This window comes from Dietzia sp. SYD-A1 (assembly GCF_015356725.1).
GTDB lineage: Bacteria > Actinomycetota > Actinomycetes > Mycobacteriales > Mycobacteriaceae > Dietzia.
On the sequence record NZ_JADDKI010000197.1, the window covers coordinates 1 to 14,729 of the forward strand.

General features: G+C 69.2%; 13 protein-coding genes and 2 tRNA genes. 6 read left to right on the top strand and 9 right to left on the bottom strand.

What is annotated here, in order from left to right:
- The 4 genes from IY392_RS09000 to IY392_RS09015 all read left to right on the top strand — a co-directional run.
- On the top strand, positions 1-1,225 hold a 1,225-nt coding region (locus IY392_RS09000; RefSeq protein WP_194861029.1), incomplete at its 5' end, for a CdaR family transcriptional regulator.
- A gap of 155 nt (positions 1,226-1,380) precedes the next feature.
- Positions 1,381-2,307, top strand: a complete 927-nt coding sequence (locus IY392_RS09005; RefSeq protein WP_194861030.1) for an ACP S-malonyltransferase — start codon at positions 1,381-1,383, stop codon at positions 2,305-2,307.
- A gap of 104 nt (positions 2,308-2,411) precedes the next feature.
- Positions 2,412-2,663: a meromycolate extension acyl carrier protein AcpM gene (gene acpM / locus IY392_RS09010; RefSeq protein WP_095719155.1), complete on the top strand. Its 252-nt coding sequence runs from the start codon at positions 2,412-2,414 to the stop codon at positions 2,661-2,663.
- Between the two features lie 258 nt (positions 2,664-2,921).
- A complete protein-coding gene (locus tag IY392_RS09015) occupies positions 2,922-4,358 on the top strand; it encodes an acyl-CoA carboxylase subunit beta (RefSeq protein ID WP_107756149.1) in 1,437 nt (478 codons plus the stop codon).
- A 302-nt stretch (positions 4,359-4,660) separates the two neighbouring features.
- Here IY392_RS09015 and IY392_RS09020 read toward each other — a convergent pair whose 3' ends face one another.
- From IY392_RS09020 to IY392_RS09035, 4 genes are all read right to left on the bottom strand, one after another.
- Complete coding sequence (locus IY392_RS09020) at positions 4,661-5,170, bottom strand: DUF3145 domain-containing protein (protein ID WP_107756148.1); 510 nt, start codon at positions 5,168-5,170, stop codon at positions 4,661-4,663.
- 204 nt (positions 5,171-5,374) lie between these two features.
- Positions 5,375-6,250, bottom strand: a complete 876-nt coding sequence (locus IY392_RS09025; RefSeq protein WP_182613184.1) for a serine hydrolase — start codon at positions 6,248-6,250, stop codon at positions 5,375-5,377.
- A 94-nt stretch (positions 6,251-6,344) separates the two neighbouring features.
- A complete protein-coding gene (locus IY392_RS09030; protein ID WP_107756146.1) occupies positions 6,345-7,925 on the bottom strand; it encodes an ABC transporter permease in 1,581 nt (526 codons plus the stop codon).
- Positions 7,922-8,908 carry an ABC transporter ATP-binding protein gene (locus IY392_RS09035; protein ID WP_107758041.1) on the bottom strand — a complete coding sequence of 329 codons (987 nt, stop codon included), beginning with the start codon at positions 8,906-8,908 and terminating at the stop codon, positions 7,922-7,924. The genes IY392_RS09030 and IY392_RS09035 overlap by 4 nt, the downstream gene beginning before the upstream one ends.
- Positions 8,909-8,979: 71 nt before the next feature.
- Between IY392_RS09035 and IY392_RS09040 the strand changes: the two genes are divergently transcribed.
- Positions 8,980-10,077, top strand: coding sequence for an alpha/beta hydrolase (locus tag IY392_RS09040; RefSeq protein ID WP_194861031.1), 1,098 nt, complete (start codon positions 8,980-8,982; stop codon positions 10,075-10,077).
- A gap of 36 nt (positions 10,078-10,113) precedes the next feature.
- Here the strand turns inward: IY392_RS09040 and rarD are convergent, their stop codons facing one another.
- The 3 genes from rarD to IY392_RS09055 all read right to left on the bottom strand — a co-directional run bounded on the left by rarD (position 10,114) and on the right by IY392_RS09055 (position 12,619).
- The gene (rarD, locus tag IY392_RS09045; protein ID WP_194861032.1) at positions 10,114-11,019 is read right to left on the bottom strand and encodes an EamA family transporter RarD; all 906 of its coding nucleotides are present in this window, start codon (positions 11,017-11,019) and stop codon (positions 10,114-10,116) included.
- A gap of 85 nt (positions 11,020-11,104) precedes the next feature.
- Positions 11,105-11,178: transfer RNA gene (locus IY392_RS09050), tRNA-Ile, on the bottom strand.
- A gap of 55 nt (positions 11,179-11,233) precedes the next feature.
- The gene (locus IY392_RS09055; protein ID WP_194861033.1) at positions 11,234-12,619 is read right to left on the bottom strand and encodes a carboxylesterase/lipase family protein; all 1,386 of its coding nucleotides are present in this window, start codon (positions 12,617-12,619) and stop codon (positions 11,234-11,236) included.
- Between the two features lie 133 nt (positions 12,620-12,752).
- Here IY392_RS09055 and IY392_RS09060 point away from each other — a divergent pair, with 133 nt between their 5' ends.
- Positions 12,753-13,847 carry a type I restriction enzyme HsdR N-terminal domain-containing protein gene (locus IY392_RS09060; protein WP_182613316.1) on the top strand — a complete coding sequence of 365 codons (1,095 nt, stop codon included), beginning with the start codon at positions 12,753-12,755 and terminating at the stop codon, positions 13,845-13,847.
- Between the two features lie 113 nt (positions 13,848-13,960).
- Here the strand turns inward: IY392_RS09060 and IY392_RS09065 are convergent.
- Positions 13,961-14,033, bottom strand: a tRNA-Asn gene (locus IY392_RS09065).
- A gap of 80 nt (positions 14,034-14,113) precedes the next feature.
- Positions 14,114-14,632, bottom strand: a complete 519-nt coding sequence (locus tag IY392_RS09070; protein WP_375292905.1) for a hypothetical protein — start codon at positions 14,630-14,632, stop codon at positions 14,114-14,116.
- Between the last annotated feature and the right edge of the window lie 97 nt (positions 14,633-14,729).

Genomic DNA, 14,729 nt, shown 5'->3' on the forward strand with positions numbered 1-14,729 from the left:
GGCAACGGCCGCGCCTCCGGCCCGGCGCCGGACTTCCCGGGCTCCGGATCAGCGACCGGTCTCGGATGCGCTCCTCAAGCGCATCACCCGGTACTCCGGGACGCTCTCGACGGAAGCGGTACGGTCCCTGGAGGAGGACCTGCCGTTCTTCGCGGGACTCTCGGCGGACCAGCGGGCGGAGATCCAGCTCATCATCCAGAGCGCCGTGCGTGACTTCGTCACCTGGATGCGCAACCCCGAGGCCCCGCACACCGACACGATCGCCGGGTTCAAACTGTTGCCCAAGGGCCTCGGTCAGGGCCTGTCGTTGCAGGAGACCGTGCAACTCGTCCGTTCCACCTGTGAATATTTCGAGCTGGTGATGCCGCGGATCACCCACAACGAGCGGCAACGAGGACTGATGATCGCCGCGGTGCTGAAGTTCGGGCGCGAGCTCGGCTTCACGGCCGCCTCGGTCTACGCGGCCGCCGCGGAGAACCGGGGCGCCTGGGACACCCGCATGGAGGCGATGCTGGTGGACGCCGTGGTCCGTGGGGACCGCCACGCCGATCTCGCCTCCGGGGCCTCGGCGCTCAACTGGGACCCGACCACCGCGGCGACCGTGATCGTGGGTCGACCCAGAGCAGACCTGGGGCTGGCGTCGGTGCCCGTCATGCACAAGGCCGCCGTCGCGGCGGGCCGGCACGCGCTGGCCGTGGTCCAGGGGGCACGCCTCGTCGTCATCCTCTCCGGGGAGCTGGAGTCCGCGTCCGCCGTCCCCGCCTCGGTCCTCGACGCCTTCTCCCCTGACGCACCCGTGGTCGTAGGCCACACCGTCGGTTCACTCGCCGAAGCCCCGGACAGCGCCGCCGAGGCGATCGCCGGCGCCGCGGCCGCGACCGGGTGGCCCGGTGCCCCTCGCCCGGTGGCGGCGATCGACCTGTTGCCGGAACGGGTCCTCGGCGGGGACCGCGGGGCCGCGGGCATGCTCGTGGAGCGGATCGTGTCCCCGCTGAGGGGTGCGGACCCCTCGCTGGAGGAGACCCTCCGGGCCTATCTGGACTCGGGCGGTCATGTCGAGGCGTGCGCCCGTGAGTTGTATGTCCATCCCAACACCGTGAGGTATCGGCTCAAACGAGTGAGCCAGATCACTGAGTTCGACCCGTTGGACGCGAGAGAGGCATTTGTCCTCCGTATCGCCCTCGTGCTCGGCAAGTTCTCCGAACGAAGCCCTCAGGAGAGCTAATCATTCACTCCCGTCACACCGTGTAACGAAACCGTCGCTGCGACAGATGGCGGCGCCCTCAACACGAATTTTGTGGGAACCCCACAAAATCCCGCCGTGGTTTCTGGCTGCGAGAACATCATCCGACGGAGGGCATCCCGTGTTGTCTGATACTCGTGCTTTGCCTCACCGCCCCAGGACAAGGGTCCCAGAAAGCCGGAATGCTCGCGCCGTGGCTCGAGCTCCCCGGTGCGTCGGACCGTCTCGATGAGTGGTCCGCCTCGAGTGGACTCGATCTCGAGCGCCTCGGCACCACGGCGACCCTGCAGGAGATCACCGACACCGCGGTCACCCAACCGTTGGTGGTCGCCTCCGCGCTGCTCGGCGCCGCGGAGCTCCGTCGGCGGGGCCGGGTCCCTGCGGACACCATCATCTCCGGACACTCCATCGGCGAGGTCGCGGCGCTCGCGATCGCCGGGGTGGTCTCCGAGGCCGACGCACTCCGCCTGGCTTCGGTCCGCGGCGCCGCGATGTCGAAGGCGTGCGCCGACCGCCCCACGGGGATGATCGCCGTGCTCGGTGGGGTGGAGGCCGACGTCCTGCTGGCCCTCGAGAACGCCGGTCTGGAACCGGCGAACAGGAACGGCGCCGGGCAGATCGTCGCCGCCGGCCCTCTCGAAGCGTGCGATGCTCTCGAACAGAACCCCCCGATCCGCGCCCGCCTGCGGCGCCTCGACGTCGCCGGGGCGTTCCACACCGGTCACATGGGGTCGGCCGTGGAGGAGTTCCGCGCCCTGGCGGACACGATCGAGGTCCGCGACCCGGAGTTCACTCTGCTCTCCAACTCCGACGGCATGGTCGTCACCTCGGGCCGGGACGCCCTGAACCGCGTGATCTCCCAGATCACCCATCCCGTCCGGTGGGACCTGTGCACGCAGACCATGCTCAAGCTCGGCGTCGACGCCTTTATCGAGCTCCCGCCCTCCGGTGCGCTCGTCGGCCTGGCCAAGCGAATGATGCGCGAAGTGCCCCGCCACGGCGTGACCACGCCCGAGGACCTCGAGGACGCGCTCGACGCCGTCCCGGCTCTCAGCGGCGCCTAGACCACCCCCACGAACCCGCGGTCACCGGCCTGGTCCGGTGGCCGTGTCACGACGACCACGTCGCACCCGGCCGGGTGCGACGACACCACCAGAAAGGACACCACATGGCACGCACCGAGGCCGAGATCATCTCCGGACTTGCGGAGATCGTCGAGGAGGTCACCGGGATCGAGCCCTCCGAGGTGACGCCGGAGAAGTCCTTCGTGGACGATCTGGACATCGATTCCCTGTCCATGGTGGAGATCGCCGTGCAGACGGAGGACCGCTACGGGGTGGAGATCCCGGACGAGGATCTCGCCAAGTTGCGTACTGTGCAGGATGCGGTCGACTACATCCAGAAGATCGACCAGAGCTGACACCACGTCCCGGAGCACGGGGCGGGGGCGCGTTCAGGGCCGAAGGTGCGGTCGGTGCACCAGACGAGCCCGCGTCCCCTCCCCATATCCGGGACCCGACACACCAGAACACTCCGCGTCATGCGGGGTGACGGGCGGACGGCGCGATCAGGGACGGGGGTCCCCGATCGTTCGCCTCCCCCACACCAGCCAGTCCGGGGGTCCATCAGGAGCGCACCCTCCCACCCGGGAGGTGCGCCGCGGAAAGGACTGCATTCGATGACCATCACCAGCGCCGTGGACCAGACCACACAGATCGACCCGCGCGACCCCGTCGCACGGCTCGAGACTCTCTTCGATCCTGCATCGCTGGAGTTCCTCACGGAGCCAGACGCCTCGGGCGCACTCGCCGCCCGGGGACTGATAGACGGCGAAGCCACGATCGCCTACGCCACCGATGCCACCGTCATGGGTGGGGCGATGGGTCTGGACGGCTGCCGCCACATCGTCCACGCGATCGACACCGCCATCGACGAGCACCTGCCCGTCGTGGGTGTGTGGCACTCGGGAGGAGCGCGTCTCGCCGAGGGCGTCGAGGCGCTCCACGCGGTCGGCCTCGTCTTCGAGGCCATGGTGCGCGCGTCGGGTCACGTGCCGCAGATCTCGGTCGTGCTCGGCCCCGCCGCGGGCGGTGCCGCGTACGGCCCCGCCCTCACGGACGTCGTGATCATGGCGCCGGCGGGCAAGATCTTCGTCACCGGCCCCGACGTGGTCCGCTCCGTCACCGGGGAACAGGTCGACATGGAGGGACTCGGCGGCCAGGACGTCCACCACCGCAAGTCCGGTGTGTGCCACATCGCCGCCACCGACGAGAAGGACGCGCTGCACCGAGCACGGCGCCTGGTCACCCTGCTCGCCGCCCAGGGAGAATTCGACCTGCGCGCACTCGAGGGCGACCACACCGACCTCGCGGGACTTCTCCCGGACTCACCCAAGCGGGCCTACGACGTCCGTCCCCTCGTCCACGGCATCCTCGACTCGTCCGAGCTGGACGGGAGCTCGACCTTCGAGGAGCTCCAGGCAAAGTGGGCGCCCAGCATCGTGGTGGGCTTCGGCAGGATGTCAGGCCGCACGGTCGGGGTGATCGCCAACAACCCGCTCCGCCTGGGTGGCTGCCTTAACTCCGAGTCCGCCGAGAAGGCCTCCCGGTTCGTCCGCCTGTGCAACGCGTTCGGCGTCCCCCTGCTCGTCGTCGTCGATGTCCCGGGTTATCTGCCAGGGGTGTCACAGGAATGGGACGGCGTCGTGCGCCGTGGGGCCAAACTGCTGCACGCCTTCGCGGAGGCGTCCGTCGCCCGGGTCACGCTGGTCACCCGCAAGATCTACGGCGGCGCCTACATCGCCATGAACTCGCGCGCCCTCGGTGCCTCCGCAGTGTTCGCGTGGCCCGATGCCGAGGTCGCGGTCATGGGCGCCAAGGCAGCGGTGGGCATCCTCCACAAGCGCACGCTCGCCGCGGCGCCCGAGGACGAGCGTGAGGCCCTGCACGAGCGACTGGCCGACGAGCACGCCGCGATCGCGGGCGGCGTGGGCCGGGCGGTCTCCATCGGCGTGGTCGACGAGGTCATCGAACCCACCGACACCCGTCGCCGCCTCGCCGAGGCACTCGACTCCGCCTCTCACGTGCGGGGCCGGCACAAGAACATTCCGCTGTGACCTAGGGGTCCTCCCGCCAGCACGGCCGGGGGGGCCGCGTGGCGAGCATTCCGAGGCCTGCCGCCCCTCGGGATGCTCGCGCGCCTGCGCATCGGTGCGGGCGCGCGTCCCAGGCGAAGCGGGGGCGTCAATCGCACGAGCGGATGCTCCCAGCCCGGCCCCACGCTCGAGGTGCCTGGGTCACCAGGTGTGAGGCTTTCGGCACGAGGCACGAGGCACGAGGCACGAAAACGCCCGCACCCCGAGAGGGTGCGGGCGTTCGTGGTACGGGCGGGAGTCAGCGCGCGAGCCGGGAGCGGCGGTCAGCCCACCCGGGAGAGCCAGGTGACCTCGGCCGCGGCGGGGTGCCCACGGAGTGGCTCGAGGGCGCGGTCCCACGCCGTCCCGAGTTCGGCGTCCACCGCGGAATGGAAGGCGGCGGGACCGGCGGCCATGAGGTGCCGGAGCCGGTTCTCGCCGATCACCACGTCACCGCTCGCGCCGGTCTGGCCGCGCCACATCCCGAGTTCGGGGGTGTGGGAGAAGCGTTCGCCGTCGACGAGGTCGCTCGGGTCCTCGGTGACCTCGAAGGCCAGCATCGACCACTTGGCCAGCGACTCGGCCAGGCGCGCACCGGTGCCGACCGGACCGATCCAGTCGACGATCGCCTTGCGGGCGCCCGGCTGGGCCGGCTGGTCCTCCCACCGCATAGCTGAGGACGCGTCGAGCGTGCTCGCGAGAGCCCACTCGACGTGAGGGCACAACGCGGTGGGCGCGGCATGGATGAACACCACACCTGTCGTCGTATCCGCGAAATGGTTCAGATCAGACATCGCTTCACTCCCGACTCACTGAGGGACGTCTTCCCCAACGACCTCGCGAAATCGTGTGAACGATGATTCGTATGTGGTTGTAGTAGACAACTGTGCCTCAAGTGATGGAATTACACCAGCGACACTTCTGCATTCTCAGCAAAGTTACAGCACCGTAATCCCGCCGGTGTGAGTCCCGGGCGGCGTGTCGGGGACGCTGGGCGATCAGCCTCCGAGTGAATCCTCCGGACGACTGCGCCGGGTGGCGGCATCCACCACGCGGTCCGACAGCTCCGGCCACAGCGGCTTGGCCCAGTCCCCGAAGTCACGGTCGGTGAGCACGACCAGGGCCGTCTCGATCTCGGGCTGCACCCACAGCAGCGTGCCGGACTGCCCGAAGTGCCCGAAGGTCCCGGGAGAATTGTGCTGGCCCGTCCAATGAGGGTGCTTGGCGTCACGGAGTTCGAACCCCAGGCCCCACGGGCACGGCTTGTGCATGCCGTACCCGGGCACGACGCCGTCGAGGCCGCGGAACTGCTCGGTCACCGCCTCCTCGAGGGTCTCGGGCGCGAGGAGCGTCGGGGCGACGAGTTCGGTCGCGAAGGAGATCAGGTCGGCGAGGCTGGCCGACGCTCCGTGCCCGGCCGATCCCTCGAGAGCCGTCGACCCCATCCCGAGCGGCTGGCACACGGCCTCGGTGAGGTAGTCGGGGAACGCGATCCCGGTGGCCTCCGCGATGTGGTCGGCGAGGACCTCGAAGCCCGCGGAGGAATAGATGCGCCGCTCCCCCGGCCCGGCGCGGACCTTGTCGCGATCACTGAAGTCCAGGCCCGAGGCGTGGGCCAACAGGTGGCGTACGGTCGACCCCTCGGGCCCGGCGGCCTCGTCGAGGGAGATCGCCTCCTCCTCGACCGCGAGCAGTGCCGCGACGGCCACGATCGGCTTGGTCACCGAGGCGAGCCGATAGACGCGGGTGTCGTCGCCGCGCACGGCCAGGGCCCCCTCCGCACCGACGACCGCCGCCGAGACGTTGTCCACCGGCCAGTCCTCGACCACCGCCAACGCCGCATGCAACCGGTCTCGATCGAACTCGTCCGACATGTGATCCTCCCGGGTGATGGCAGATCGGGCCGCCGCCGGCCGGATCGTCTACAGGTGCGGGGTCAGTGTGTCAGTTCCGCCGCCCCGTCCGGGGTCACGTCCGCGGCACGTCGCGCCGACGGAACCCGACCACCCCCGCGCCCACGAGGGCCACCGCCAGAACCAGCAGCACCATCACCCCCACCGTGTCGACCGGCCCGACGGGTGCCCGACCCACCGCACCGAACGGCGACAGGCGCATCTGAGACTCGGTGAGCCGGAGGGTGGGTCCCATGAACGTGACGACGGCCGAGACGGCGAACACCGCCCAGGCCAGCGCCTGAGCGCGCGGCACCAGTCCGAACAGGGCGACCGACAGGCCGACGAACACCATCGCGGCGGGCACCTGCCAGGATCCGGCCCCGACGATCCGACCCACCGAATCCGGGTCGTCGAGGGCGACGGCAGTGGCCAGGCCGAACGCCGCGGACCCCGCCGCGACGACAACTGCGGCTCCCACGGCCACGACCGCGGTGTGCAGCGCGAGCGCCGACCACCTGGAGCGGCCGGCCGCGAGTTCGAGCTCCAGCCGCCCCGAGGTCTCCTCACCCCGCAATCCGCCGAGGGTCTGCAGGGCGAATCCGGCGCCGAGGATACCGACGAACACCACGAGCATCTGCACGAGTGAGTCGACGAGTGCCGGGGACTCGACGAGGAAGCCCGCGAGGGCGGGGTTGGACACGATCGCCTCGACGACGACGTTCATCAGGGCGCCGTACATGGTCATGAGCGCCACGACCCCGAGGGTCCACCCGATGAGTGCGCCGAGGTGCTGGTGGACCGCCACGCCGAGCTCGGATGACCGCCACCTCGAGGCCGCGGCAGGTCCCGTGCGGGCGGGGACCAACCCCTCCCCGAGATCGCGGCGTCCGGAGAGCCACAGAGCGGTGCCGGACAGCGCCACGGCCGCCACCACGGCCACGACCAGCGGGAGGGCAGAGGGATCACCGAACGGACGCACCAGACCGAGCCACCCCAGTGGTGATGTCCACCTCACCCAGTTCTCGTTGGTGTCCCCGATGCCTCGCAGGACCAACGTGAGGCCGGCCAGGGTCAGGCCGGCCGCCCAGACGGTGCGGTTGTGGGCCACCACCTGCGCGAGCACCGCCGTGGCCGCGGCGTACACCCACCCGGTGGCGACGATAGAGGCCGCATAGAACGCGGCACCGGCCCGGTCGACCGGGATGGCCAGGGTCGACGCCCAGATCCCGGCGCCGAGGAGCAGGAAGACACCGGCGACGACGACGAGAGTTGCCGTGACCGGGGCGAGCCGACCCGTCCTGGCGGACAGCAGGAGTTCCGTCCTGCCGGTCTCCTCCTCCCGGCGGGTGGACCGGGCGGTCAGGGCGATCGCCATGATCGGGATGGCGAACGAGGCGATGGACGCGTACTCGTTCATCATCACCCCGCCCAGGGTGTCGAGTCCGGCCACGCGGCCGTTGAGCATCACCATCGCCTCGCCGAGGGAGGCCGAGTAGGTGGCGAGTTTCTCCGGGGTGTCGTACAGCGCGGCGACCGAGACGCCGGTGACCAGGTACAGCGCGACCAACCCGACGACCCACGCGGCCGCGGACCGCCACCCCGTCCGCAGGTCGATCCGCACCAGCAGGCCGGTGCCGGCCAGCGCGGAGCTCACTGTGGACCGCCAGCGGTCGTGCCCGCATCCGCGGGTCCCGTTGCGGGTCCGGCTGTGGATCCCTCACCGGCCCCCGCGCCCGAGTAGGCGCTGAGGAAGAGGTCGTCCAGGCTGGGCGGGGTGGCGGTGAGCGTGTGTATCCCGGCCGCGTGCAGGATCCCCGTCACCTCGCCGAGCCGCTGGGCGGGCACGTGGCAACGGACGTCGAAGCGCCCGTCCCCGGCTGACTCGAACCGCAGACCGTCGACCCCGTCGACGGCCTCCAGGGCGCGGGGGTCGGTGTCGGTGACGGCGTGGACCTCGGTGGTGGTGTGGCGACGCAGGTCGCCCAGGGTGCCCGAGCTGATCGTGCGGCCGTCGCGAATGATGCTCACCCGATCGGCCAGCGCTTCGACCTCGCCCATGATGTGGCTGGAGAGCAACACGGTGGAACCGCCGTCGACTGCTTCCCGGACACAGTCCTGGAACACCTGCTCCATCAGCGGGTCGAGCCCGGAGGTGGGCTCGTCGAGGACCAGCAACTCGGCTCCGGACGCCAGCGCGGCGACGAGCGAGACCTTCTGCCGATTGCCCTTGGAGTAGTCGCGGGTGCGTTTGGTCGGGTCCAGGCGGAAGCGGTCGATCAACTCCGCGCGGCGTGCCGGGTCCAGTCCCCCCAGCGCCCGACCCAGGATGTCGATGCACTGGCCCCCGGTCAGCCGCGGCCACAGCGTCACCTCCCCCGGGACGTACGCCAACCTGGAGTGAAGGTCGACCGCGTCCCTCCACGGGTCGCGCCCGAACAGCGTCGCGCGTCCGGAATCTGACCGCATGAGGCCCAGCAGGATCCTGATGGTGGTGGACTTGCCGGACCCGTTGGGTCCCAGGAAACCGTGTACCTCGCCGCGGCGCACCTGAAGATCCAGGCCGTCGAGCGCCCGCGTGGCCCCGAAGGTCTTGACCAGGCCCTCGACGTGCACCACCGGGTCCGAATCTGAACGCATGACCATTCCCTTCGTCGAATCCTCCCGACCATCCTCTCCATCCTCGGCACAATGTGGCAATGCTCTCTCCGATGTCCGGACACAGGACCTTCCGCCCCTCGATCACCGACCGCCTCACCAAGGCCGTCATGACCGCCTCGGGCTCGCTGCCCGGTCCGGTGATCCAACTGGCCGGCGGCGCACCCCGACGAATCGATGGTCAGGTGCTGGACCCGCACTTCCAGGCCGGGGTCCGCGTGATGTCCCTGCTGTCCGAGGGCGAGTACGAGGACATGCCGCTCGAGCAGGCGCGCGAGACCGTCGAGCGGTCGGCGTACACCGTCTCGGGGAACCGGATCGAGCTCGCCGTCGTCAAGGACCTCGTCCTGCCGCTCGCCGACACCGGCCGTCCAGGCGACGACACCGCCCGGGTCGACCTCCCGGCCCGGTTGTATTCCCCCGTCCACGGCGATGATCCTCTGCCGATGCTCGTGTACTTCCACGGTGGCGGTTGGGTGCTCGGGAGCATCGACTCCCACGATGCGACCTGCCGGTACATCGCCCGCATGGGTGGCCTCAAGGTGCTCAGCGTGGACTATCGATTGGCCCCCGAGTTCCTCTTCCCCACTGCAGCCGAGGACGCCGTGGCCTCGTTCCGCTATGTGCGGGACAACGCCGAGTCCCTCGGGGTGGACCCCACGCGAATCGCAGTGGGCGGGGACAGCGCCGGCGGCAACCTGGCGGCGGTGGTGTGTCAGCAGACCCGCGATGCGGGTGAGAAGACCCCCGACTTCCAGCTGCTGTTCGTCCCCGCGACCAACATGTCGGCGCGGACCCGCTCGTTCGAGTTGTTCGGCGAGGGGTTCTTTCTCACGGGGAAGAACATGGACTTCTACGAGCACACCTACCTGCGGTCGGACGCCGACCGTCTCGACCCCCGCGCCTCCCCCCTGCTGGCCGAGGACTTCTCCGGCCTGCCCCCGGCGCACGTCGCCACCGGCGGCTTCGATCCGCTACGCGACGAGGGCGAGGCGTATGCGCGGAAGATGGCCGACGCCGGCGTCAGGGTCTCGCTCCGTCGGCACTCCACGATGGTCCACCCGTTCGTCAACGCCGTCGGAGCCACCCCGCTCGCGCGCGCCGCACTGTCGGAGGCGGTGGGTGCGCTGCGTATGGGTCTTGCGTACTGATCTCTCGCCCTGATCCCTCGCCGAGAGACGCCCCGGTCACGGTGATATGCCGCTCGACCGGCGGCGTCGGTCCGCCCGGTAGCCCTCGGCCGCGAGCAGGGCCAGGGCGAGGCCGAGCAGGACAAAGGTGACGGTGTCGACCCCCCGGATCGTCTCCCCGAGCGCGAACGCCACGGCGACCAGCAGCACCGGTTCCAGGTACCCGAGGAGCCCGAACAGGGGAAGCGGGAGCAACCGCGACGCGGCGAGGTACGCCGCCATCGCCGCCGCCCCGGCGAGGCCCACCGAGAGAAGCGCGACGGTGCCCGCGACCGAGGACGGATGCTGGGTGCCGGACCAGATCAACCATCCGCTGACAGGCGTGAGCGCGGCGACCTCCCACCCGAACGCCATCGGCGCGTCCATGCCGACACGGCGGCGAACGACGAAGTAGACCGGGTACCCCGTACAGATCACGAGCGTCACCCAGGACACGCTCGGTGTCACCGCGATGTTGACGACGACGGCGACGGCGGCGATCCCCACAGCCACCCACTGCCAGGTGGACACGCGCGACTTGAGGACGACCCGGCTGCCGATCACCAGGGCCAGCGGCAGGAGCAGGAACCCGATCGACGCATCCAGGGCGTGGCCGTGCAGCGGTGCCCAGGAGAACAGCCAGAGCTGTACCCCGACCAGGGCGCAGAGCAGCCCGAACACCAGCGGAGACCACCACGTCCGCGTGAGGGCCGCCCACGAGTCACGGGCCATCGCGCGTCCCGAGGGGAAAATCAACACGAGGCTGTAGCAGGCGAAGGTCACCACGATCCGCCACCCGAAGATCACCTCGGCCGAGGCGTCGATCACCCCGGAGAGGTAGAAGATCAGGCCGAACAGGCTCGACGCCACGACGACGGCACCGACCCCGCGCGCGGTATCGCCATGCGTCCCCGTCGGATTCATGGGGAAAACCTATAGTCACCCGGCGGGCTGGGGGTCGAGCACCACACGCGGCCACCGTCAGACCGCGGCCCGGCGGTACACGCTGTGGGGCCAGCGGGGCTCGAACCCGCGACCAGCGGATTATGAGTCCGCGGCTCTAACCAACTGAGCTATAGCCCCCCGCACGCGCCGGGAACGTCCACCGGCACGTGCGGCGCAATCGTAGCAAGATCTCTCACCGGGCCTCCGGCCACCAGACTGCGCGCACGGCCGAAAGACCGTCAGGGACCTGCGCGGGCGGATCGTTCCACGCCATCACCACACGATCGGGCGAGTCGTAGGCGGGGTGGCCCGGGTCGCCGGTGGTGACGAAGGAGACCCAGGAGTCGTGCATCGCCTCGACCAGGCTCGGCGGCGCCGGCGCACCGAGATAGCGTTCCACGTTCTCGCCGTTCGGGACGGCCCAGAAGAAGGGCAGGTCGGCGCAGTGTCTAGGTCCGTTTCCCCCGGTCCAGCAGAAGTCGTACACCCAGGTCGGGTCCCCGGCGGCGAGTCTCGTCTCGGCGGCCCGGGCGACCGTGGAGTGGATGGCGGCCGCGTCGATGACCGCGCCCACGCTACGTCGCAGCGACCGTCCGTTGGACTGCCGGGCCAACGCCCTGAGCCCCTGCCTCGGGAGTTGCTGCGACAGCGCCATGAACGCGGCCCCCGGCACCAGCGCCGGGCCCGGGAGCTTGTCCGAGACGGCCTCGAACTCCGTCGCGGTGGAGCCGATGAGCAACGGTACTCCCGTGGTGGGCCCTGCCGCGATGGCTTCCAGTGGAGGGACGGGGATCGTCTCGCCTCCGACCACGGGCCGGAACGGCAGCGTGAACTGGTTCTCCCGCCGCAGGCGCCGGTGGAACTCGTCCACGGTGCCGCGCCCCCCGGCGGCCAGCCCCTCCGCGGTGACCCCCTTGGGCGGGTGTGTCGCCGGGGCACGCAGAACCGCCGGTGACGCCGCGATCGCCCCGTGGAACAGCCCCGCAGCCGGCGGAGAACCCAGCAGGCACAGCACCGCTCCCCCGCCGGCCGACTGACCGGAGACCGTCACCCGGTCGGGGTCTCCGCCGAACGCGGCGATCTCGTCCCGGATCCACTCGAGTGCGGCGACCCAGTCGAGCAGCCCCCGGTTGTCCGGGGCGTCGGGAAACGGGGTGAAGCCCTCCACGCCGAGGCGGTAGCCGACCGAGACCACGACGATCCCGCGGCGCGCGAAGGTCGATCCGTCGAACCAGGGCTGGTGGGATGAGCCCGATTCCCAGCCGCCTCCGTGGATCCACACCAGCACGGGGTGTGACCCGCCTTCCGCCGGTGCCCACACGTCAACGTGCAGGATGTCGCTCCCCGCGACGATCGGCTCGGGGATCGCCGGGTCGGGGTCGAATCTCAGCCTCTGCGCGGTGGCGGCGGGCCTGGTCGCATCACGGACCCCCTCCCACGGCGCTCGTCGGACCGGGGCGGCGAAGCGTAGGTCGCCGACCGGGTCCTCGGCGTAGGGGATCCCGTAGAAGCGGACGACGTCGCCGAGGTCGGTGCCGCGGACGCGGCCGGTCGACAGAGTGACCTCGGTGCGTGTCATGGGCGCCAGCGTAGCGGCCGCCTTCACGTTGAGATCGCGCCGTCATGCTGTCGGATCTTCAGAGTAGGAGCGGGAGACTGTGAGACCTGCTACAAGTTAAAACGACTTACTTATCCCGAGGCTTGGAGTCGCGATGCCGACCATTGAAGAGTCCGTTCGCCAGCTCGCTGCTAAGGTCCGCGACCTCAAAGCCCACATTTCAACAGAAGAGGCCACCAAGACCGCATTGATCGCGCCCTTCATCCAAGATGTGCTCGGCTACGACATCTTCGACCCGAGGGAGGTCATTCCTGAATACGTTGCCGATGTCGGACGGAAGAAGGGTGAGAAGGTCGACTACGCGATCAAGAGCGGCGAGGACTTCCGGTTTCTTATCGAGTGCAAGACTATTGGTTCGCCTCTCAGCTTGGACCACGCTACGCAGTTGATCCGCTACTTCAACGTCACGGACACCGAGTTTGCGATTCTGACCAACGGAGAGGTGTACCACTTCTACGCACAGCTTGACGCAGCAAATCGAATGGACGAGAAGCCCTTCATGACATTGGACCTCGCCAACATCGACGAACGCATCTTCCCTCACTTGGAGAAGTGCACCAAGAGCAAATTCGATGCCGAGACGATCGCCGCTTCAGCTGAGCATCTCAAGTACGTGGCCGAGGTACGCAAAGCAATGGCGGCTGAATTCCGAGAGCCGTCGGATGACTGGGTGCGCTACTTTGCGAACCGGGTAACCTCTCGGCGACTCACCGCACAAGTACTCGAGTTCTTCCGCGAAGTGGTTGGCACAGCTGGCGCACAGTTCATCCGGGATGAGGCCAACCGCCGCCTTCGCACCGCCCAAGACCTAGATGAGCACACCCCGACCGAAATGGAGTCCCCGAGTACGGAGCAGGCGCAACCCGAACCCACGCTGGTCCAGCCAGAGGATGATGTTGAGACCTCGCCTGAGGAGATCGAGGCGTTCCAGATCATCAAGGCTATAGCCCGACAGAAGGTATCGGCGGCACGTATCTATATGCGCGATGCCAAATCGTATTGCGCCATCTTATTCGATGACAACAATCGCAAACCGATAGCGCGCCTGCACTTCAACTCTTCTAACTGGAGAATAGGGGTGTTCGACGAGGCCAAACAGGAGACGTTGCACCCACTTGCAACCTTGGACGACATCTACGATCACGCGGACGCAATCTTGGCGCGCATCGCCGCCCTAGCCGGTGAGTGACAGGCCACTTCCAACCTCGTCATCCCGATTGGAGCCCAACGTGACGCTGGAGAGCTCGGCGACGCAAACACAGAAGGCAGGTCAGAAGAGCACTCCTGACCTGCCTTCGACTGCTCCCCCATCTGGACTCGAACCAGAAACCCTTCGATTAACAGTCGAATGCTCTGCCAATTGAGCTATGGGGGATTGCCTCGGCGACCGACGATCACGCCGAGCACCGAGAACTCACCTTAGTGCGAGCGCGGCCGTCGGTCCAAATCGCCAGGTCAGGCGATGTCGGGCGTGGCGCCCACAGCCTGGTCGAGCAGTCCTCGCCGGTACTCCTCCAGCGCGACGAGGTCACCGAACAGTGCCGAGTAGCCCTCCGGGTCCGCCGCCGGACTCATCCGCTGCACCTTCGACTTGAGGTCGGCGATCTGACCGGACACCCACACCTCCTGCAGTCGGGCGAGCACGCCGGAGACGTACCGGGGCAGCGCGTCCTCCGCCACCCGGAGCGTCTCGACCGCCATCAGGCCCACCAGCCGCCGCAGCCCGTCGTCCTCGAGCCCCCGGGACACCTCGGACACCCAGTTCGCGCCGCTCTTGCCCGAGGCACACCCCCCGGCGGCGGACACCGCGGCGGCGAGCCTGGAGTAGGCGGGATGGGTGTAGCACTCCGACGGGAGCGAGTCGAAGAGCGGCCCTGCCAGACCCGGGTACTGCAGGGCAGCCTTGAGCGCCTCGCGCTGCGGCCACAGCACCGGGTCCGCCGGTGAGGGCAGGGGTACGCCCGTCGGTTCCACGGGAGCTCGTCGTTCGTCCCGGGAAACAGCCTCGTGGTCGTCTCTCCCCCCGCCTCTTTCGGCGCGGTCCCGCAGCGGGCGGGGCCCACCCCCGGAC